The organism is Brevibacterium otitidis (assembly GCF_042429315.1).
GTDB lineage: Bacteria > Actinomycetota > Actinomycetes > Actinomycetales > Brevibacteriaceae > Brevibacterium > Brevibacterium otitidis.
This window is the reverse complement of sequence record NZ_JBHMAU010000132.1, coordinates 61,531-80,292: the sequence shown is the minus strand read 5'-3', so window position 1 is coordinate 80,292 and position 18,762 is coordinate 61,531. Positions and strand designations below refer to the sequence as shown.

Sequence of the window (18,762 nt, the reverse complement as noted above, 5' to 3'; positions counted from 1 at the left end):
CCGCTCACTGCATCGCCCCACTGGCGGCGCTTCCGCAACCGCAATGTGAAAGACCCCGACCGTGGATCAGACTCCTTCCCGTCAGCGCTCGGCGCGCCGCCGCAGACGCCGCCGCAGCGGCTGGATCGCTGCCGGCAGTGCCCTCGTGCTGCTGGCCGCCTACGGAGTCGCCGATGCCTATGACCGGGTGCCGGGCATCCTCACGGTCTCCGAACCCATCCACATCGACCCGATCCCGCACCCGCAGGCCCAGGCCGGGCAGGCAGGCGAGCCGCACGTCGCCAGCCCGCTCGACACCTCGGCGCCGGTGCCGGAGGACCTGGCGAGCCGGCTGGATGCGCTCTTCGACGATGATGAGCGGCTCACCGGTTCGCTCGGCGTCGACATCCGCGATGCCGAGACCAATGAGGTGCTCTACGCCCGCGGGGAGGGCGATGCGAAGACCCCGGCATCGGTGACGAAGGTGCTCACCGCAGCTGCGGCGCTGCTCAAGCTCGGCGGGGACACCCGCTTCACCACGAGCGCCGCGCTCGCCGGCGACGGCGGCTCTGGTGGCGAAGGCGACGGCGGTGGGCCGGCGCAGCTGCACCTCATCGGCGGCGGTGACGTGCTGCTGGGGGCCGGCGAGTCCGATCCCATGCAGGTGAGGGGCCATGCGGGGCTTGCGACCCTGGCGGAGCAGACCGCTGCCGAGCTGAGCGAGCGCGGCATCAGCAACGTGCAGGTCGCTGCCGATCTGTCGCGGTACTCCGGGCCGACCTACAACGACGGCTGGGATCCGGCCGACATCGGCAACGGCTTCATCACGAACATCGGTCCGCTCATGACCGACTCCGGCTGGACCGAGCTCAAGCGTGGCGCGCCCCGGCACGAACAGCCCGCCACCGTTGCCGTCGAGCAGTTCGTCACAGCCCTGAAGAAGCACGACATCGACGCCGAGGTCGCCGATCCCGCCGAGATCACCGATGCTTCCGGCGCGGGCTCCGGTGACGGTTCCGGGGACGGTTCCGGCGACGCCGAGGTGCTCGCCAGTGTCGACTCCGCGCCCGTCTCGGCGGTGGTCCAGTACATGCTGCTCGCCAGCGACAACGTCTCCGCCGAGGTGCTCGGCCGGGAGATCGCGCTGGCCGACGGCCGCGCCGGTGAGGCGGTCGAAGCACCCCTGGCAGTCATCGAGACCCTGCACGATGCCGGCCTCGACACCGGTTCGATCGCTCTGGAGGACGTCTCCGGGCTCAACTACGGCAACCAGATCTCCGCCCACGACCTCGCGACCCTCATGCAGGCCGCTGCCGCCTCCGATGGGGACCTGTCCCGGCTGGTGCCCGGTCTGCCGGTCGGCGGGCTGTCGGGCACGCTGACCGAACGCTTCCGCGAAGCCGAATCCAGGCCGGCGGCCGGACGGGTCAACGCAAAGACCGGCACCCTGCGCACCGTCACGAGCCTCGCCGGCACGGTGCTCACCGCCGATGGCCGGCTGCTCGTCTTCGCGATCATGGCCGATGATCTGCAGCCGGGCACGGCCGGCGGCAGCCGCGCGCTCTTCGATGAAGCCGTCGCCGCCCTGGCCGAATGCGGATGCTCATGACCGACCGGACCGACATGACCGACGTGACCGCGCAGTGGGTCTGGGTCGAGGCTGCCCGCCAGACCGCAGCCGAACTGCTCGGCGCCGGCACGCTGCCCGAACCTCATGAGGCCGAGGCGCTCGTGACCGAGCTGCGGCAGTCCGCCGAGACCGCCACCGATCTCGTGCTCACGGTGATGCGCCCGGACGCCGAGGCCGACACCCGCATCCGCCGCCGGCTCGCCGCCGGGCAGACGCGCATCGTCGACCGGCTCAGCTGGGTGGAGGCCAATGCGCAGTCCTTCGGCCGGGTGCTCGCCGAGGCGGCCGCTGCCTCTGGTGCCGAGGCGCCGGGCCGTGCCGCGCGCTGGGTGAGCTCCGTGGAGATGGGGGCGGCGCTCTCACTCGTCGGCGGGCGGGTGCTCGGCCAGTTCGACCCCTTCACCGCCGATGGCCGGCTGCTGCTCGTCGCCCCGAACATCCTCACGGTCGAACGCGAACTCGAGGTCCCGCCGCGGGACTTCCGGCTGTGGGTGACCGTGCACGAACGCACCCACCACGTCCAGTTCGCCGCCGCCCCCTGGCTGCGCGCCCACCTGCAGGAGCGCGTCCAGGCCTTCCTCGAACCCGTCATCGGCAGCTCCCTGCCCGGTGACACAGCCGAGAGCCCCGGCCTGCTGGAGACCCTCGTCGCGCTCGTGCGCGCCCTGACCGAGGACACGAGCCTCATCGACACGCTCATCGGCCCCGCCCAGGCCGAGCTGCTCGATGAGGTCACCGCGCTCATGAGCCTGCTCGAAGGCCACGCCGATGTCGTCATGGACGCCGTCGGCCCGCGCGTCATCCCGAGCGTGCGCCGCATCCGCGCGGCCTTCGACGACCACCGGCACGCCGCCACCGGGATCCGCGCGATCATCAACCGGGTGCTCGGCATCGACGAGAAGCTCGCCCAGTACACCCGCGGCACCGCCTTCGTCCGCGCCGTCGTGCGCCGCTGCGGGCACGCCGGCCTCAACCGCGTGTGGGAGAGCCCCGAGCACCTGCCGAGTCTGCACGAGATCGAGCACCCCCGCGCCTGGATCGCCCGCGTCCTCGACCGTCCCGCCGCCGAGGTGGCCGCGCCCACCACCTCGGAGCTCCCGTGACCGCCCGGCGCCCCCGCCTCGACCCGGCCACCGCTGCGATCCGCACCGCCCTGCGCGGCCACCTCGAGACCGCCGTCGCCGCGCTGCCCGCCAACCCCGTCCGGCTCATCATCGCCGTCTCCGGGGGCCCGGACTCCTTCGCCCTGGCCGATGCCGCCGCCTTCCTCGCCACCCGCCCAACCGGGCTCACCGCTGCCGGCCGGCCCATCGAACTCTCCGCTGCGACCGTCGACCACCAGCTGCAGCCGGCCACCGCCGAGGTGTGCGCCGCCGTCTGCGAGCATCTCACCGCCGCCGGCCTGCCGACCGTCGTGCTCACCCGGCCGGTCACGGCCGGGCCTGCCGGCCTCGAAGCCGCCGCCCGCACCACCCGCTACGCCGCCCTCGATGAGCACCGGCGCGACATCGGCGCCGCCGCGGTGCTCACCGCCCACACCCGCGACGACCAGGCCGAGACCGTGCTGCTCGGCTTGGCCCGCGGCTCCGGCGCCCGCTCCGTGGCCGGCATGCGCGCGGTGAGCGAGGTGGACGGCTGCCCGGTGTGGCGGCCGCTGCTCGACATCACCCGCGACCAGACCACCGCCTCGGCGGCGGCCCGCGGCCTGCCCGTCTGGCACGATCCGATGAACGACGACCCGGCCTATGCCCGCGTGCGGGCCCGCACCCAGGCGCTGCCGGCGCTCGAAGCCGCGCTCGGGCCCGGCATCAGCGAGGCGCTCGCCCGCACCGGCACCCAGCTCGCAGCCGACGCCGACGCCCTCGACGGCTGGGCCGCCGCCGTCCAGGCGACTCACACCTCGGGAACGGAGACCCGCGCCTCCTTGGCCGCGCTGCCGGCGGCGCTCCGCACCCGCCTGCTGCGCAGCTGGCTGCACGCGCTCACCGCCCGCCCGCAGGAGGTCACCGCCGCCCACATCAGCGCCGTCGACGCGCTCGCCACCGGCCGGCGGCTCGGGAAGGTGTCGGTTCCCTCCGCCGCCGAGGTGGTGCGCACCCGCCGCGGGCAGGGTCCGGCCGGGCTGCGGTTCCAGCGGCTGCGCACCAGCAGCTGAGAGACAGCGGCTGCGATGCGCCACGCGCCGCCGATGCGCGATAGTGTTGGTGACGAACAGCATCAGGTGAACAGGCGCAGGGCGAGGACTCGCCGGCGGACAAGGAGCTGACCACTGTGGATGAAAAGGACCTCGGCACCGACATCGAGCGGATTCTCGTCACCGAAGCGCAGATCAAGCACCGGCTCGTCGAGCTGGCCGCGGACATCGATCGCGACTATGCGGGCAAGGATGTGCTGCTGGTGGGCGTGCTCAAGGGCGCGGTCATGGTGATGGCCGATCTGGCTCGGGCGCTGCACTCGCCGCTGCGGATGGACTGGATGGCGGTGTCCTCCTACGGTTCGGGCACCAAGTCCTCCGGTGTCGTGCGGATCCTCAAGGACCTCGACACGGATCTGAAGGATCAGCACGTCCTCATCGTCGAGGACATCATCGACTCCGGTCTCACCCTGTCGTGGCTGCTGGCGAATCTGCGTTCGCGCGGGGCTGCCTCGGTGGAGATCTGCACGATGCTGCGCAAGCTCGAGGCGCTCAAGGTCGACATCGACGTCAAATACGTCGGCTTCGATGTGCCCAATGAGTTCGTCATCGGCTACGGCCTCGACTACGCCGAGAAGTACCGCAACGTGCCCTTCATCGCCACCCTCGCCCCCCACGTCTACGCCTGAGGCGGCAGCCGGAGCTCCGCGGCGGCGCCTGAGTCAGCGGCTCCCCAGACAATCCCACTAGGCTGGGCTCTTGTATCCTCAGGGAGTCACGCCCCGGCGGGACGATGCCCGGTCAGCGCAGGCCGGGCAGCCCGGCGTCCCTGAGCCCTGAGCACAGATCAGTCCTGGAAGGATCAATGGCAGAAACGAAGAACAACCGCCCGACGATGAAGAAGCTGGCGCGCGGGCCGCTCGTGTGGATCCTGCTGGCGATCATCATCGTCTCGATCGGCACGATGCTCATCGGCGGCGGATTCCAGCGCATCGATACCAATCAGGGCCTCAAGCTGCTCGAAGGCGACACCGTCGAGCAGGTCAAGATCATCGACAACGACCAGCGCGTCGACCTCGTGCTGACGAAGGACTTCACCCACGAGGACAAGAACTACGGCAAGAACGTCCAGTTCTTCTACGTCGAACCCCGCGGCGATGACGTCATCGAGGCGGTCAGCAAGGCGGATCCGAAGAAGGGCTTCACCGATGAGGTGCCCAAGCAGAGCTGGTTCACCAGCCTGCTCATCAACCTCATCCCGTTCGTCATCATCTTCATCGTCTTCTGGTTCCTGCTCTCCCAGATGTCGGGTGCCGGACGCGGGATCATGAACTTCGGCAAGTCGAAGGCCAAGCTCGTCAACAAGGAGAACCCGGACGTCACCTTCGCCGATGTCGCCGGTGTCGACGAAGCGCTCGAAGAGCTTGAGGAGATCAAGGAGTTCCTCGCCGAGCCGAAGAAGTTCCAGGACGTCGGCGCGAAGATCCCCAAGGGTGTGCTGCTCTACGGCGCGCCCGGCACCGGCAAGACCCTGCTCGCCAAGGCCGTCGCCGGTGAGGCCGGGGTGCCGTTCTACTCGATCTCCGGTTCGGACTTCGTCGAGATGTACGTCGGCGTCGGCGCTTCGCGTGTGCGCGACCTGTTCGAGCAGGCGAAGAACAACTCGCCGTGCATCATCTTCATCGATGAGATCGACGCCGTCGGCCGTCAGCGCGGCGCCGGCATGGGCGGCGGCCACGATGAACGCGAGCAGACCCTCAACCAGCTGCTCGTCGAGATGGACGGCTTCGACGCCACCACCAACGTCATCCTCATCGCCGCGACCAACCGCCCCGATGTCCTCGACCCGGCGCTGCTGCGCCCGGGCCGCTTCGACCGCCAGGTGCAGGTCGAGGCCCCGGACATGCAGGGCCGCCAGCGCATCCTGCAGGTCCACGCCCGCAACAAGCCGCTGGCCCCCGATGTCGATCTGGCGATGGTCGCCAAGCGCACGCCCGGGTTCTCCGGCGCGGATCTGGCCAATGTGCTCAATGAGGCCGCGCTGCTGACGGCCCGGTCGGCGAAGACCGTCATCGATATGAAGATCATCGACGAGGCGATCGACCGCGTCATCGCCGGCCCGCAGAAGCGCACCCGCCTCATGAACGATCATGAGCGGCTCGTCACCGCCTATCACGAGGGCGGTCACGCGCTCGTGGCGGCGGCGATGAACGACACCGACCCGGTGACGAAGGTGACGATCCTGCCGCGCGGCCGCGCCCTGGGCTACACGATGGTGCTGCCGAACGAGGACCGCTATTCGACGACCCGCAATCAGCTGCTCGACCAGCTCGCCTATGCGATGGGCGGCCGCGTGGCGGAGGAGATCGTCTTCCACGATCCGACCACCGGCGCCTCGAACGACATCGAGAAGGCCACCTCGATCGCGCGGAAGATGGTCACCCAGTACGGCATGAGCGAGAAGCTCGGCATGGTGAAGGTCGGCGATGAGTCCTCCGAGCCGTTCGCCGGCAAGGGCTACGGCCACGACGACGTCTACGCCGACCGCACGATGCAGACGATCGATACCGAGGTGCGCACCCTCATCGACGATGCGCATGCGGATGCCTACTGGGCGCTGACGACCAACCGCGACATCCTCGACCGCCTCGCCTATGAGCTGCTGGACAAGGAGACCCTCAACCAGCAGCAGCTGCAGGAGATCTTCGCCGAGGTGCGCAAACGCGCCAAGCGCGAGGTGTGGCTCGCCCACGACGACCGGCCGGTGTCCGACCGCCCGCCGATCGACGTGCCGCCGCGCCGCCAGGCCGATCCCGAGGCCCAGCCCCCACAGCCCGGCCCGCAGGGTCCCTGGCAGGACGGCCGCTGAGATGGTCGATCAGCCCCGCATCGAAGCAGCCGTGCGGGAGTTCCTCTTCGCGATCGGCGAGGACCCCGACCGTGAGGGCCTGCTCGATACCCCCGCCCGGGTCGCGCGCGCCTGCGATGAGATGTTCTCCGGCCTGCACAAGGACGGCGCTGATGTGCTCAGCACCGTCTTCGACGTCGGCTACGACGAGATGGTGCTCGTGCGCGGCATCGAGATGTACTCGACCTGCGAACACCATCTCGTGCCCTTCCACGGCGAAGCCCACATCGGCTACATTCCCGGCCCGGAGGGCAAGGTGACCGGGCTGTCGAAGCTCGCCCGCCTCGTCGAGGTCTATGCCCGCCGCCTGCAGGTCCAGGAGCGGCTCACGAGCCAGATCGCCGATGCGATCGTCGAGCACCTGCAGCCGCGCGGGGCGATCGTCGTCATCGAAGCCGAACACCTGTGCATGTCGATGCGCGGCGTGCAGAAGCCCGGCGCCACGACGATCTCCTCGGCGGTGCGCGGCCAGCTGCGCGCGGCCGCCTCCCGGGCCGAGGCGATGAGCCTCATCCTCGGCCGCTGACCCCGTCCGCCGCACCCGCCACCCGTCCGCCGCGAACCCAAGGAGCAGCTGAGATGCGCACCCAGATCATGGGCATCCTCAATGTCACCCCCGACTCGTTCTCCGACGGCGGCCGGTGGTTCGACTTCCGCGCCGCCGTCGACCACGGCCTGGAGCTGCTGGCCGAGGGCAGCGACATCATCGACATCGGCGGCGAGTCGACCCGCCCGGGCAGCGCGCGCGTGAGCGCCGAAGAGGAGCTGCGCCGCGTCATCCCCGTCATCGAGGAGCTCGCCGGCCATGGCGCGGTCATCAGCATCGACACGATGCGCGCCGCGGTCGCCCGCCGGGCCCTCGACGCCGGCGCCGCGATCATCAATGACGTCTCCGCCGGCCAGGCCGAAGCCGAGATGCTCACCGTCGCAGCCGATGCCGGCGTGCCGATCATCCTCATGCACTGGCGCGGGCTGCTGAGCGACGCCGGCGCCCGCTTCCACTACGACGATGCCGTCGCCGAAGTTCAGGCCGAGCTCAGCGAGCGCATTGACGCCGCACGCGCCGCCGGTGTCGCCGACGACGACATCATCATCGACCCGGGCATCGGGTTCTCGAAGAACGCCGAGCACAACTGGCAGCTGCTCGCCCAGATCCAGCGCTTCACCGAGCTCGGCCCGCGCCTGCTCGTGGCCGCCAGCCGCAAGCGCTTCCTCGCCACCCTGCTGGGTGACGGCACCGCCGCCGAGGTGTCCCTCGCCGACCGCGACGCCGCCACCGCAGCGCTCACGATGCTCTCGGCCCAGGCCGGTGCCTGGGCGGTGCGCGTGCACGAACCGCGCGCCTCCCGCATCGCCGCACAGGTCGCCGAGGCGCTCGCCGCCCACCGCCCGCAGGCGGCCCCGCTGCCGCTGGATCTGCCGGAGAATCCGGCCGGCGCCTCGGACGCGGAGCACCGGCCCTCCTGGCCCACCTGAGCGCACAGCGCGAAACCGCCGGGCGCAGTACGGTAGAGATCGAGGACGACACGACAGGGGAGGCACAATGGCCGAGAGTCTGCAGACAGCCGACAGCATCACGCTGACCGGGCTGAAGGTGTACGGCTACCACGGCGTCTTCGACTTCGAGCGCCGCGAGGGCCAGGACTTCATCATCGACGTCACCCTGCACACGAGCACGCGCGCTGCGGCCGCCTCCGATGCGCTCATCGACACCGCCGACTACGGCACGCTGGCTGAGGAGATCGCCGCGATCATCGCAGGTGAGCCGCTCAACCTCATCGAAACACTCGCCGAGCGCATCGCCGAGCACTGCCTCACCGTCGCTGCGAGCGCCACCGTCACCGTGCACAAGCCCGCCGCTCCCGTGCCGGTCGCCTTCGATGACGTCAGCGTCACCATCACCCGTCCCGCTCCTGAGGCACCGGCCGGCTCGCTGCAGGCAGTGCTCGGGCTCGGCGCCAACCTCGGCCAGCCGCTCGAGGCGCTGCGCGCTGCGCTCAGCGCACTTGACGCCCACCCGGACATCAGCATCGGTGCCGCCTCGACGGCCTTTGCGACCAAGCCGGTCGGCGGGATCGACCAGCCCGACTTCACCAACGCTGTCGCGATCGTGACGACCGAGCTGAGCCCGCTGCAACTGCTCGGTGTGTGCCAGGGCATCGAACTGGCCCACGGGCGGACCCGCGAGATCCGCTGGGGCCCGCGCATCCTCGACATCGACCTCATCCGCTGCAGCCGGCCCGGCGCCCTCGACGACGCGGCCGCCGAGATCACCTGCGAGACCGGCCAGCTCGTTCTGCCCCACCCCAGGGCAGCCGAACGCGCCTTCGTGCTCGCCCCCTGGGCGCAGCTGCGTCCCGCGGCCACGGTGACCACCGCCTCGGGCACGGTGCCGATCACCACTGCACTCACCCGCGCCGATGACGGCGGCGGACTGCGCGATACCGGCGAGGCGATCGGGCCATGACGCAGACGAAACCGGCTCAGCTGCTGACCTGGGGAGTGCTCGGCATCATCGCGGCACTGGGCTTCAACTACATCTGGGAGTCCCTCGGCCAGGCGCTGCCGGGGCTGCCGTGGCCGGCGATCCTCGGCATGCTCGCGCTGTCGATCGTGCTGCTCATCCTCGGCTGGCCGATCAAGAAGTGGAACGACGGCGACCGCACCAAGGAACTCGACCACGTCAGGGCCGCCCGCGTGGCGATGATGGCCAAGGCCGCGGCACTGGCCGGGTCGCTGCTGACCGGCTGGTACCTCGGCGGCACCATGTACCTCGTCGTCAGCGCCGCCGGCGTGCGCGCCGAACAGGCCGGCGGGATGCTGCTGGCCGTCGCAGCCGCCGCCATCGTCATGGTCGTCGGACTCGTCGTCGAATCCTTCTGCCAACTCCCACCTGACGACACCGCAGGAGCCGATACCGCATGAGCACCCCCGCCCCGCCCCCGCAGCCGCCCCGCCAGCCGGAGCCACCCCAGCGCCCGGTGCAGCCGGGCCCGCTGCCCCCGCCCGAGGCCGGGGTCGCCTTCCAGCCGGTGGACCGCAAGTACGCCTACGCGCGGCTGCTGACCGAGGCGATCTTCCTGGTCGGCGCGCTCATCGTCGTCCTTACCGTCGGCATCCTGTTCTGGAAGCCGCTGTTGTGGATCGGCCTGCCGGTCATCGCCGCTTGGGCGATCTTCGCTGTGTGGCTCATCTTCCGGCAGACGAAGGCCCTCGGCTACGCCGAACGCGCCTCCGACCTGCTCGTGCGCCACGGCATCATGTTCCACACCACCTCGGTCGTGCCCTACGGCCGGCTGCAGTACGTCGAAGTGTCCTCCGGGCCGATCGAGCGGATGTTCGGTCTGGCCGGCGTCGAGCTGCACACCGCCTCGGCCTCGACCGATGCGACGATTCCCGGTCTGCCGCGTGCCGAGGCCGAACGGCTGCGCGATGAGCTGGCCACCCGCGGTGAGTCCCAGCTGGCGGGCCTGTGATGGACCAGCCCGCACCCGGCCAGCCTGCCAGCGCACAGCCTGACAGCTCCCTGCCGCCGGCCGTCGACGCCCCGGCCGGTGACACCGGCTGGAAGCGCGTCCACCCGCTGACACCGGCGATCAACCTCATCGCCGTGTTCCTCGCGATGATCGCCGGCCTCATCGCCTTCGGCCAGTCGGTCATCGACGATGTCATCGCAGCGATCCGCGAGGGCCGCACCCCGGATATGGGCTTCTTCGCCTGGCTGGGGGAGAACCGGCTGCTGTGGGTCGCGGCGGCGGTCGTCGCGTTCTTCCTCATCGCCGGGCTCATCAACTACCTGCTGTGGCGGGCGATGAGCTACCGCGTCGACGACGAAGGCGTCTACCTGCGCGAGACCCTCATCAACCGCAAGCTGCGCTCGGCCCGCCTCGACCGCGTCCAGTCCATCGACGTCTACCAGAAGATCGTCCCGCGCCTCTTCGGATTGGCCGGCCTCGTCTTCGACGTCGCCGGCGGCTCGGACTCGAAGATCGAGATCGCCTACCTCACCCGCAGCCAGGCCGAGACCCTGCGCGCTGACATGCTCACCCGGGTGCGGGCGGCTAAGCAGCGCACCGCGCCCGAGGCGCCGGGCACCCGCGCAGGCGAGCCCACCCCAGCAGAGGGTCCCGCCGACGGCCGGGCGAGCACCGCCTCGGGCACGGGCGAGGGGACCGCGATCGCCCAGCCCGGCGTCCACGCCCGCGAGCTGCGCACCGGCGACACGCTCGGCGCCCGCGTCATGCGCGCCGTCCACGGAGCCGCCGGCGAGGTCACCGCCGATGCTGAGCAGACCCTCGACGAGGTCCTGGCCCCCTACCGGGTGGCGGCTCGCACCGATGCCGAAGGGCGGATCCTCAGGATCCCCGCCCACATCGTCGTCCTCTCCCAGCTGTTCACGCTCGGGATGATCGTCACGGTCGTGCTGCTGGCCGCAGCAGTGGGATTCTTCACGATCATGACGGTGTTCTTCCCCGGCCGGATCAGCCTGACGGTCGGGCTGAGCTTCCTGCCGGTGGTCTTCGGGCTGTTCGCCGCTGTGCGCAGCACGTTCACCAACGCGAACTTCTCCGCCAGCCTGTCTGAGGACGGACTGCAGGTGGCCCGAGGACTGTTCTCGACGTCCCGGCGCACGATCCGCCTCGAGCGCATCCAGGCGGTGCGGATGCGTCAGCCGCTGCTGTGGCGGCTCACCGGCTGGTGGAAGGTCGAGTTCAACATGGCCGGCGGGGAGACCGGCGACGGGGACGGCGACAACGTGCTGCTGCCGGTCGGCAGCCGGGAGCAGGCGCTCATGATGCTCGCCCTCGCCCTGCCCGACCCGCAGCCGGCCGACGGCATCGATACGCACACCCTCTTCGCCGCGGCGATGTATGCCGGCCGGGCCGCAGAGATCACCGACACCGACCCGGCCGCCCTCAGCGCCGTCGAGCAGCGCTTCGTCCGCCAGCCAGCCTCCAGCCGGTGGCTCGATCCGCTGACCTATCGGCGCAACGGGTGGACGGTGACCGGTTCGATGCTCATCATCCGCTCCGGCTGGTTCATCCGGCAGGTCACCTGCACCCCGCACGCCCGCGTGCAGTCGATGCGCTGGCACCAGGGGCCCCTACAGCGCCGCTTCGATCTCGCCAGCATCAACCTCGACTCCACCGCCGGGCCGATCGCCGCCTGCGTGCTGCACCAGTCGATCCCGGTCAGCTGGCAGTTCTTCTTCGACCATGCCGAGCGCACCCGGTCCGCTCGTGAGGTCCTCGACGGGCGGGCACCGGCAGCAGCACAGCAGACGGTCGGACAGGAGCTGGTCGGACAGCGCACACCACCCCGGCACGAAGGAGGAACGCGGTGAACCATGAGGACCAGACCCGGCTGGGCATCGGCATCGTGGGCTGCGGGCGCGTCGGCGCCGTCATGGGCAATGCCCTGCGCGCGGCCGGCCATGCGATCGTCGGCACCACCGCCTCCTCCCAGGCCTCCCGTGACCGGGCCGAAGCGATGCTGCCCGGAGTGCCGATCCTCGATGTCGAAACGCTCGTCGAACGCTCCGAGCTCGTCCTCTTCACCGTCAGCGATGACGTGCTGGCCGAACTCGTCTCAGGGTTGGCGAAGCTCGGCAGCTTCCGGCCCGGCCAGATCGTCATGCACTGCGCCGGGATGTACGGCACCGAGGTGCTCGAACCAGCCGCTGCCAGCGGCGCCTTCGCGATCGCCCTGCACCCCTCGCTGTCCTTCACCGGCACCTCGGTCGACCTGCCGCGGCTGCGCGCATCGACGATCGCGGTGACGGCGGCGAAGCCGGTGCTGCCGATCGGCCAGGCCCTCGTCGTCGAGATCGGCGCCGAGCCCATCATCGTCGCCGAAGCCGACCGGGCGCTCTACCACGCGGCCATCGCCCATGCCGCCAACCACACGGTGGCGATCCTCAGCCAGTCGCTCGACATCCTCGCAAGCGTCGGCATCGACGACCCCGCCCGGGTGCTGCGCTCGCTCGTCGAGGCGAGCGTGTCCAACACCCTGCAGGCCGGTCCCTCGGCCCTGACCGGGCCGGTGAGCCGCGGTGATACCGGCACGGTGGCCGCCCACCTCGACGCCCTGGCCGAATACAGTGCGACCTCCGGCTCGCTCGACGCCGCCGACGCCTACACCGCCATGGCGAAGGCGACGATCTCCCGGGCGCTGACCAACGGCACCATCACCGCCGAGCAGGCACGGGCCATGCACGAGCTGCTCGGCCGACGCGACTGACCTCCCGAACGTGACCCACGCCTCGGGAACGGACCCCCACCTCGGGAGCGGGAACCGGCGGATTCGTTGACAGGCGGGCGCGCTTAGTACCCTGGAGACATGCCAGAGAACGTCACGGCACCGGCTGGTGCGCCCGAAGAGACCCCTGAACATCTCGACCCCGAACAGCAGCGCATCCGCAAGGAGAAGCGCGCCCGGCTGCTCGCGTCGGGTCAGGAGGCCTACCCGGTCGCCGTCAACCGCACGCACACCCTCGTCGAGGTGCGGGCCGCCCATCCGAATCTGGAGCCCGGTGAGGAGACCGAGGACGTCGTCGGCGTGGCCGGCCGCGTCGTGTTCGTGCGCAACACCGGCAAGCTGTGCTTCGTCACCCTGCAGTCCGGTGACGGCACCCGCCTGCAGGGCATGCTCTCGCAGAAGGTCGTCGGCGCCGAGCGGCTGGACGACTGGAAGTCCGATGTCGACCTGGGCGATCACGTCTACCTGCACGGCAATGTCATCAAGTCAAAGCGCGGCGAGCTGTCCGTCATGGTCGACGAGTGGGCGATCGCGGCCAAGGCGCTGCGCCCGCTGCCGGCGCTGCACACCGAGCTGACCGACGAGACGCGCGTCCGTCAGCGCTACCTCGACCTCATCACCCGGGAGCAGGCGCGCACGACCGTGCAGACCCGGGCGAAGATCATGCAGTCGCTGCGCGCGACCTTCGACGCGCAGGGCTTCACCGAGATCGAGACGCCGATGCTGCAGACCCTGCACGGCGGTGCCGCGGCGCGTCCGTTCCGCACCCATATGAATGCCTATGACATCGACCTGTTCCTGCGGATCGCCCCGGAGCTGTTCCTCAAGCGCGCCGTCGTCGGCGGACTGGAGAACGTCTTCGAGATCAATCGCAATTTCCGCAATGAAGGCGCAGATTCCACGCATTCGCCGGAGTTCGCGATGCTGGAGGCATATCAGGCATATGGTGATTATCATTCGATCGCGAAGCTCACACAGGAGCTCATCCAGAACGCCGCAAAGGAAGCCACCGGCTCGCTGACGGTGACGCTGTCCGATGGAACGCAATACGACTTCGGAGGCGACTGGGCGGTTGTCAGCATGTACGAATCGCTCTCCGCAGAGGTGGGCCGGGAGATCACCCCGGAAACCACACTGGAGGAACTCACCGCAATTGCCGATGAGCACAATGTCGATCTCGACGGCGTTTTCCGCTCACACGGAAAATACGTCGAGGAGCTGTGGGAGCACTTCCACTCCGACCGCCTGTGGGAACCGACATTCGTCGTCGACTTCCCGGTCGACACCTCGCCGCTGGTGCGCAGCCACCGGGAGAAGCCGGGCGTGGTGGAGAAGTGGGATCTCTATGTGCGCGGCTTCGAGCTGGCCACCGGCTACTCCGAGCTCGTCGACCCGGTGGTGCAGCGGGAGCGCTTCGAAGCCCAGGCCAAGGACGCTGCGAAGGGCGATGACGAGGCGATGCGCCTCGATGAGGACTTCCTCATGGCGATGGAATACGGAATGCCGCCCAGCGGCGGAATGGGCATGGGAATCGACCGGCTCATCATGGCTCTGACCGGTCTGGGAATCCGTGAGACCATCCTCTTCCCGCTCATCAAGCCGATAGAGAGTTGAGCCGCTTCCCGCGCATTCGTGAGTTCAGTGCCCGAGGTTATCGATAGCTGCGGATTCATTGATCAGCAGATGAATCATCAGGTGGATGATTCGGTGACGGTGTACATAAGAGTCGATCAGGGTTAGGATCAGTTGTGGAATACGTCAAAGTCCTTCTGCCATCGCTGTGTGTGGCGCTGCTGTTCTGGTACGTTATCCGTGCCATCATCCGCGCCGACAGCATCGAACGGCGGGAAATGGACCGGTATTACGCTGAACTGGAAGACTCCGAGAAACAGGAAGAGAAGCGCCCCGACGAGGCCGCTGCAGAAGCGCGGGAGAAGACCGATGAGAACCAGTCCGAACCCGCCGCACAGGATGCAGACGAAACGTCGCGGCACTGAACCTCACAACTGAAAGGCTTTCTATGGCACGTGAAATGAAGCTTGTGCTCACCGACGATTTCGATGGCACGGATGCCGCTGAGACGGTCTCGTTCTCCATCGACCAGGGACACTACGAGATCGAGCTCTCGAGTGAGAACGCAGCCAAGCTGCGTGAGGCCCTCGCGCCGTTCATCGAGCGCGCCCGCCGGGTCGCTAACCCGGCCCGCGGCGCCCGCGGCGGCACCGGACGCAGCCGCCGCTCGCCCGGCTCGCGCGCAGACACCCCGAAGATCCGCAAGTGGGCGCAGGGACAGGGCTACCAGGTCTCCGACCGCGGCCGCATCCCTGCCGAGATCATCGAGGCCTACGACAACGCGCACTGATCCCAGCCGCCGCCTCGGGCACGGGGCGCCTCGGCAGCGGGCCCAGCCATCTCGGCTGGGCCCGCTGCGCTGTTCTCAGGGCAGATTCCCAGCCGGGCCGCACTGAATTTCGCCAGGAGCCGAATGCCGTTCGGCTGACGGCGAAACGGCAATAAATCCGGCGCCGCCTTGGTTAGAGTCAGAGGAATCGACAGACCGAGGAGGGCAAATGTTTGAGCGGTTCACAGATCGTGCCCGACGCGTAGTGGTGCTTGCACAGGAAGAGGCCAAGATCCTCAAGCACAACTACATCGGCACCGAGCACATCCTGCTCGGCCTCATCCACGAAGGTGAGGGCATCGCTGCGAAGGCGCTGGAAGGTATGGGCATCTCACTTGAGCAGGTGCGCGACCAGGTCACCGAGGTCATCGGCCAGGGCCAGCAGGCCCCCAGCGGTCACATCCCGTTCACACCCCGGGCCAAGAAGGTCCTGGAGCTCAGCCTGCGCGAGGCGCTGCAGTTGGGCCACACGTACATCGGCACCGAGCACATCCTGCTCGGGCTCATCCGCGAAGGCGAAGGCGTGGCCGCACAGGTGCTCGTCAAGCTCGGCGCGGACCTGGCGCGGGTGCGTCAGGAAGTCATCAAGCTCATCTCCGGCTACCAGGGCAAGGAGCCGGTCGGCGCATCCACCGGCGGCCGTGAGGAGGGCACCCCGTCCGGTTCGCTCGTGCTCGACCAGTTCGGCCGCAACCTCACCGCTGCTGCGCGGGAGGGCAAGCTCGACCCGGTCATCGGCCGCACCGAGCAGATGCAGCGCGTCATGCAGGTGCTCTCGCGCCGGACGAAGAACAACCCCGTCCTCATCGGCGAGCCCGGCGTCGGCAAGACCGCCGTCGTCGAGGGCCTGGCCCAGGCGATCGTGCGCGGTGACGTGCCGGAGATCCTGGAGGACAAGCAGCTCTACACCCTCGACCTCGGCTCCCTCGTGGCCGGTTCGCGCTACCGCGGTGACTTCGAGGAGCGGCTGAAGAAGGTCCTCAAGGAGATCCGCACCCGCGGCGACATCATCCTGTTCATCGACGAGATCCACACGCTCGTGGGTGCCGGCGCCGCTGAGGGCGCGATCGATGCGGCTTCGATCCTCAAGCCGATGCTCGCCCGCGGTGAGCTGCAGACGATCGGTGCGACGACGCTCGATGAGTACCGCAAGAACATCGAGAAGGACGCCGCGCTCGAACGCCGGTTCCAGCCGATCCAGGTGCCGGAGCCGACCCTGTCGGACGCCATCAAGATCCTCAAGGGCCTGCGCGATCGTTACGAATCGCACCACAAGGTCACGATCACCGATGCGGCGCTGGCATCGGCGGTCAACCTCTCGGATCGCTACATCAACGACCGGTTCCTGCCGGACAAGGCGATCGACCTCATCGACGAGGCTGGTGCGAAGCTGCGGATCTCGCGGCTGTCGGCCCCGCCGGAGCTCAAGGAGCTCGAGGAGAAGATCACCGAGGCACGGCAGCGCAAGGAAGCTGCGATCGACAAGCAGAACTTCGAGCTGGCCGCCGATGAGCGCAACACCGAGATGAAGCTGCAGGCCGAGAAGGATCAAGCTGAGAAGGAGTGGCGCTCGGGCAAGAAGGACCAGTCGGCGATCGTCGACGAGGAGCTCATCGCTGATGTGCTCGCCTCGGCCACCGGCATCCCGATCTTCAAGCTCACCGAGGAGGAGTCCTCGCGTCTGCTGCGGATGGAAGACGAGCTGCACAAGCGCATCATCGGTCAGAACGATGCCATCAAGTCGGTCTCGCGTGCGATCCGCCGCACCCGTGCCGGCCTCAAGGACCCGAAGCGTCCCTCGGGCTCGTTCATCTTCGCCGGCCCCACCGGTGTCGGCAAGACCGAGCTGGCCAAGGCGCTGGCGGAGTTCCTGTTCGGTGACGAGTCTGCGCTCATCTCGCTTGATATGAGTGAGTTCTCCGAGAAGCACACCGTTTCGCGGCTGTTCGGTTCGCCTCCGGGATACGTCGGCTACGAAGAGGGCGGCCAGCTGACCGAGAAGGTCCGCCGCAAGCCGTTCTCCGTCGTGCTCTTCGATGAGGTCGAGAAGGCGCACAGCGATATCTTCAACTCGCTGCTGCAGATCCTCGAAGACGGCCGCCTGACCGACTCGCAGGGCCGGGAGGTCGACTTCAAGAACACGATCATCATCATGACGACGAACCTCGGCACCCGCGATATCGCCAAGGGCCAGCAGATGGGTTTCCAGGTCGAGGGCGATACGACGACGAACTACGAGCGCATGAAGCAGCGCGTGAACGAAGAGCTCAAGCAGCACTTCCGTCCGGAGTTCCTCAACCGTGTCGATGACACGATCGTGTTCCCGCAGCTGCAGAAGGAGGAGATCGTCCGGATCGTCGATCTGTTCCTCGCACGCCTCGACGAGCGGATGGCCGACCAGGGCATGCGCATCGAGCTGACCCAGAAGGCCAAGGACACGCTCGCCGACCGCGGCTACGACCCGGTGCTCGGCGCGCGCCCGCTGCGCCGCACCATCCAGCAGGAGATCGAGGATCAGCTCTCCGAGCGGATCCTGTTCGACGAGCTGCGCTCCGGCCAGACTGTCTACGTCGACGTCGAAGGCGAGGGCACCGATGCGGTGTTCACGTTCCGCGGCGTCGACGAGGACCGTGCCCCGGTGAAGGTCGGTGCGGATGCGGCTGAGGACGAGGACGGCACGGGAGCCATTCCCGAGGCGGACAGCGCCAATGCCGCTGCTGCCCGGTCCGACGACACGCCCGATGAGGGAGGTCAGGCGCATGCCGAATCGGCAGGCACTCAGGAGCTGTAAGCCGCAGGACTGAGCCCAGCAGGCCGCGCGCCTGAGGCTGGCTGCGACAACGGGCCGGTGGGGAGACGATCCCTGCCGGCCCGTGGCAGCTCGTGAGACATGTGTCGGCGGACGGCTGCTTGGAAATCCGGTTGCGGGGACGATAACGCTCACGCTGCGTCTGAGTGAGAAGTCTCCAGCAGTCCTGACCGAAGGGACCGTGCTGAGAGGCGAGATGCTATCTACTGGCTCCCCGCCGAGATGACCGGTATCGCTGAACCGCGAGCACCAGTGCCGTTACGAGGAACACGAGTGACAAGCCCCAAAGCACGGCAGCAGAATCGTGCATTCCCGGAGCGAAAGCGAGCGCCTGGCTTCCGATCGCGAGCAACAGCAGAGCGACGATCCATCGTGCCTTCAGCGAGATTCTCATTCTTCCTCCATGAGTTCTGTCAGGTGCGATTCGTCAGCCTGCCTGGAACGGCAACCTGTCACCTACGTTAAATGGTGCTGTGTGACCGTGAGAACACGTGTAAAGGAATTGATGAATCCAAGAGGCAGCCGTGAGACCTCGTCTGTTCGGCGTGCGCGCGCGGTTGACGGCGGCTAGCGTTCAGCCTGACCGTTGCCGTTCTGTAATGTGAGTGGCTCTTATCGGCTCGGCCCGGGCCACACCTCGCTC

General features: G+C 68.7%; 16 protein-coding genes. All 16 read left to right on the top strand.

Going from position 1 to position 18,762, the window contains the following annotated elements; translation table 11 throughout:
* The first annotated feature begins 61 nt into the window (after positions 1 to 61).
* Positions 62 to 1,588 carry a D-alanyl-D-alanine carboxypeptidase/D-alanyl-D-alanine endopeptidase gene (gene dacB, locus ACFFN1_RS16230; RefSeq protein WP_376841934.1) on the top strand — a complete coding sequence of 509 codons (1,527 nt, stop codon included), beginning with the start codon at positions 62 to 64 and terminating at the stop codon, positions 1,586 to 1,588.
* On the top strand, positions 1,585 to 2,712 hold the full coding sequence (locus ACFFN1_RS16225) for an Rv3626c family coenzyme F420 biosynthesis-associated protein (RefSeq protein ID WP_376841933.1): 1,128 nt from the start codon (positions 1,585 to 1,587) through the stop codon (positions 2,710 to 2,712). The genes dacB and ACFFN1_RS16225 overlap by 4 nt, the downstream gene beginning before the upstream one ends.
* Positions 2,709 to 3,764, top strand: coding sequence for a tRNA lysidine(34) synthetase TilS (gene tilS, locus ACFFN1_RS16220; RefSeq protein WP_376841932.1), 1,056 nt, complete (start codon positions 2,709 to 2,711; stop codon positions 3,762 to 3,764). Before ACFFN1_RS16225 ends, tilS begins: the two co-directional genes overlap by 4 nt.
* Before the next feature lie 116 nt (positions 3,765 to 3,880).
* Positions 3,881 to 4,432 (top strand): hypoxanthine phosphoribosyltransferase, encoded by a 552-nt coding sequence (gene hpt, locus ACFFN1_RS16215; RefSeq protein WP_376841931.1) that lies wholly within the window; start codon positions 3,881 to 3,883, stop codon positions 4,430 to 4,432.
* 176 nt (positions 4,433 to 4,608) lie between these two features.
* A complete protein-coding gene (ftsH, locus tag ACFFN1_RS16210) occupies positions 4,609 to 6,612 on the top strand; it encodes an ATP-dependent zinc metalloprotease FtsH (protein WP_376841930.1) in 2,004 nt (667 codons plus the stop codon).
* A gap of 1 nt (position 6,613) precedes the next feature.
* A complete protein-coding gene (folE, locus tag ACFFN1_RS16205) occupies positions 6,614 to 7,177 on the top strand; it encodes a GTP cyclohydrolase I FolE (RefSeq protein ID WP_376841929.1) in 564 nt (187 codons plus the stop codon).
* A gap of 53 nt (positions 7,178 to 7,230) precedes the next feature.
* Positions 7,231 to 8,127 (top strand): dihydropteroate synthase, encoded by an 897-nt coding sequence (folP, locus tag ACFFN1_RS16200; RefSeq protein WP_376841928.1) that lies wholly within the window; start codon positions 7,231 to 7,233, stop codon positions 8,125 to 8,127.
* A 67-nt stretch (positions 8,128 to 8,194) separates the two neighbouring features.
* Positions 8,195 to 9,118, top strand: coding sequence for a 2-amino-4-hydroxy-6-hydroxymethyldihydropteridine diphosphokinase (gene folK / locus ACFFN1_RS16195; RefSeq protein ID WP_376841927.1), 924 nt, complete (start codon positions 8,195 to 8,197; stop codon positions 9,116 to 9,118).
* A complete protein-coding gene (locus ACFFN1_RS16190; RefSeq protein WP_175293131.1) occupies positions 9,115 to 9,576 on the top strand; it encodes a DUF3180 domain-containing protein in 462 nt (153 codons plus the stop codon). Before folK ends, ACFFN1_RS16190 begins: the two co-directional genes overlap by 4 nt.
* Entirely contained in the window at positions 9,573 to 10,127 is a 555-nt protein-coding gene (locus ACFFN1_RS16185; protein ID WP_376841926.1) for a PH domain-containing protein, read from the top strand. Before ACFFN1_RS16190 ends, ACFFN1_RS16185 begins: the two co-directional genes overlap by 4 nt.
* Positions 10,127 to 11,995, top strand: coding sequence for a PH domain-containing protein (locus ACFFN1_RS16180; RefSeq protein ID WP_376841925.1), 1,869 nt, complete (start codon positions 10,127 to 10,129; stop codon positions 11,993 to 11,995). The genes ACFFN1_RS16185 and ACFFN1_RS16180 overlap by 1 nt, the downstream gene beginning before the upstream one ends.
* Entirely contained in the window at positions 11,992 to 12,891 is a 900-nt protein-coding gene (locus ACFFN1_RS16175) for a Rossmann-like and DUF2520 domain-containing protein (RefSeq protein ID WP_376841924.1), read from the top strand. The genes ACFFN1_RS16180 and ACFFN1_RS16175 overlap by 4 nt, the downstream gene beginning before the upstream one ends.
* A 99-nt stretch (positions 12,892 to 12,990) precedes the next feature.
* Positions 12,991 to 14,523: a lysine--tRNA ligase gene (lysS, locus tag ACFFN1_RS16170; RefSeq protein ID WP_376841923.1), complete on the top strand. Its 1,533-nt coding sequence runs from the start codon at positions 12,991 to 12,993 to the stop codon at positions 14,521 to 14,523.
* Positions 14,524 to 14,657: 134 nt separating this feature from the next.
* Positions 14,658 to 14,906, top strand: coding sequence for a hypothetical protein (locus ACFFN1_RS16165; protein ID WP_376841922.1), 249 nt, complete (start codon positions 14,658 to 14,660; stop codon positions 14,904 to 14,906).
* 23 nt (positions 14,907 to 14,929) lie between these two features.
* Positions 14,930 to 15,271, top strand: a complete 342-nt coding sequence (locus ACFFN1_RS16160) for a histone-like nucleoid-structuring protein Lsr2 (RefSeq protein ID WP_376841921.1) — start codon at positions 14,930 to 14,932, stop codon at positions 15,269 to 15,271.
* A 208-nt stretch (positions 15,272 to 15,479) separates the two neighbouring features.
* Positions 15,480 to 18,101, top strand: coding sequence for an ATP-dependent Clp protease ATP-binding subunit (locus tag ACFFN1_RS16155; protein ID WP_376841920.1), 2,622 nt, complete (start codon positions 15,480 to 15,482; stop codon positions 18,099 to 18,101).
* Positions 18,102 to 18,762: the final 661 nt, after the last annotated feature.

Excerpts from the sequence above, each read along its gene's own strand:
- ACFFN1_RS16190 (WP_175293131.1), top strand. The coding sequence starts at position 9,115 with ATGACGCAGACGAAACCGGCTCAGCTGCTGACCTGGGGAGTGCTCGGC.
- ACFFN1_RS16180 (WP_376841925.1), top strand. The coding sequence starts at position 10,127 with ATGGACCAGCCCGCACCCGGCCAGCCTGCCAGCGCACAGCCTGACAGC.
- lysS (WP_376841923.1), top strand. The coding sequence starts at position 12,991 with ATGCCAGAGAACGTCACGGCACCGGCTGGTGCGCCCGAAGAGACCCCT.
- ACFFN1_RS16225 (WP_376841933.1), top strand. The coding sequence starts at position 1,585 with ATGACCGACCGGACCGACATGACCGACGTGACCGCGCAGTGGGTCTGG.
- ACFFN1_RS16155 (WP_376841920.1), top strand. The coding sequence starts at position 15,480 with ATGTTTGAGCGGTTCACAGATCGTGCCCGACGCGTAGTGGTGCTTGCA.
- folP (WP_376841928.1), top strand. The coding sequence starts at position 7,231 with ATGCGCACCCAGATCATGGGCATCCTCAATGTCACCCCCGACTCGTTC.
- ACFFN1_RS16185 (WP_376841926.1), top strand. The coding sequence starts at position 9,573 with ATGAGCACCCCCGCCCCGCCCCCGCAGCCGCCCCGCCAGCCGGAGCCA.
- folK (WP_376841927.1), top strand. The coding sequence starts at position 8,195 with ATGGCCGAGAGTCTGCAGACAGCCGACAGCATCACGCTGACCGGGCTG.
- ftsH (WP_376841930.1), top strand. The coding sequence starts at position 4,609 with ATGGCAGAAACGAAGAACAACCGCCCGACGATGAAGAAGCTGGCGCGC.
- folE (WP_376841929.1), top strand. The coding sequence starts at position 6,614 with ATGGTCGATCAGCCCCGCATCGAAGCAGCCGTGCGGGAGTTCCTCTTC.
- ACFFN1_RS16160 (WP_376841921.1), top strand. The coding sequence starts at position 14,930 with ATGGCACGTGAAATGAAGCTTGTGCTCACCGACGATTTCGATGGCACG.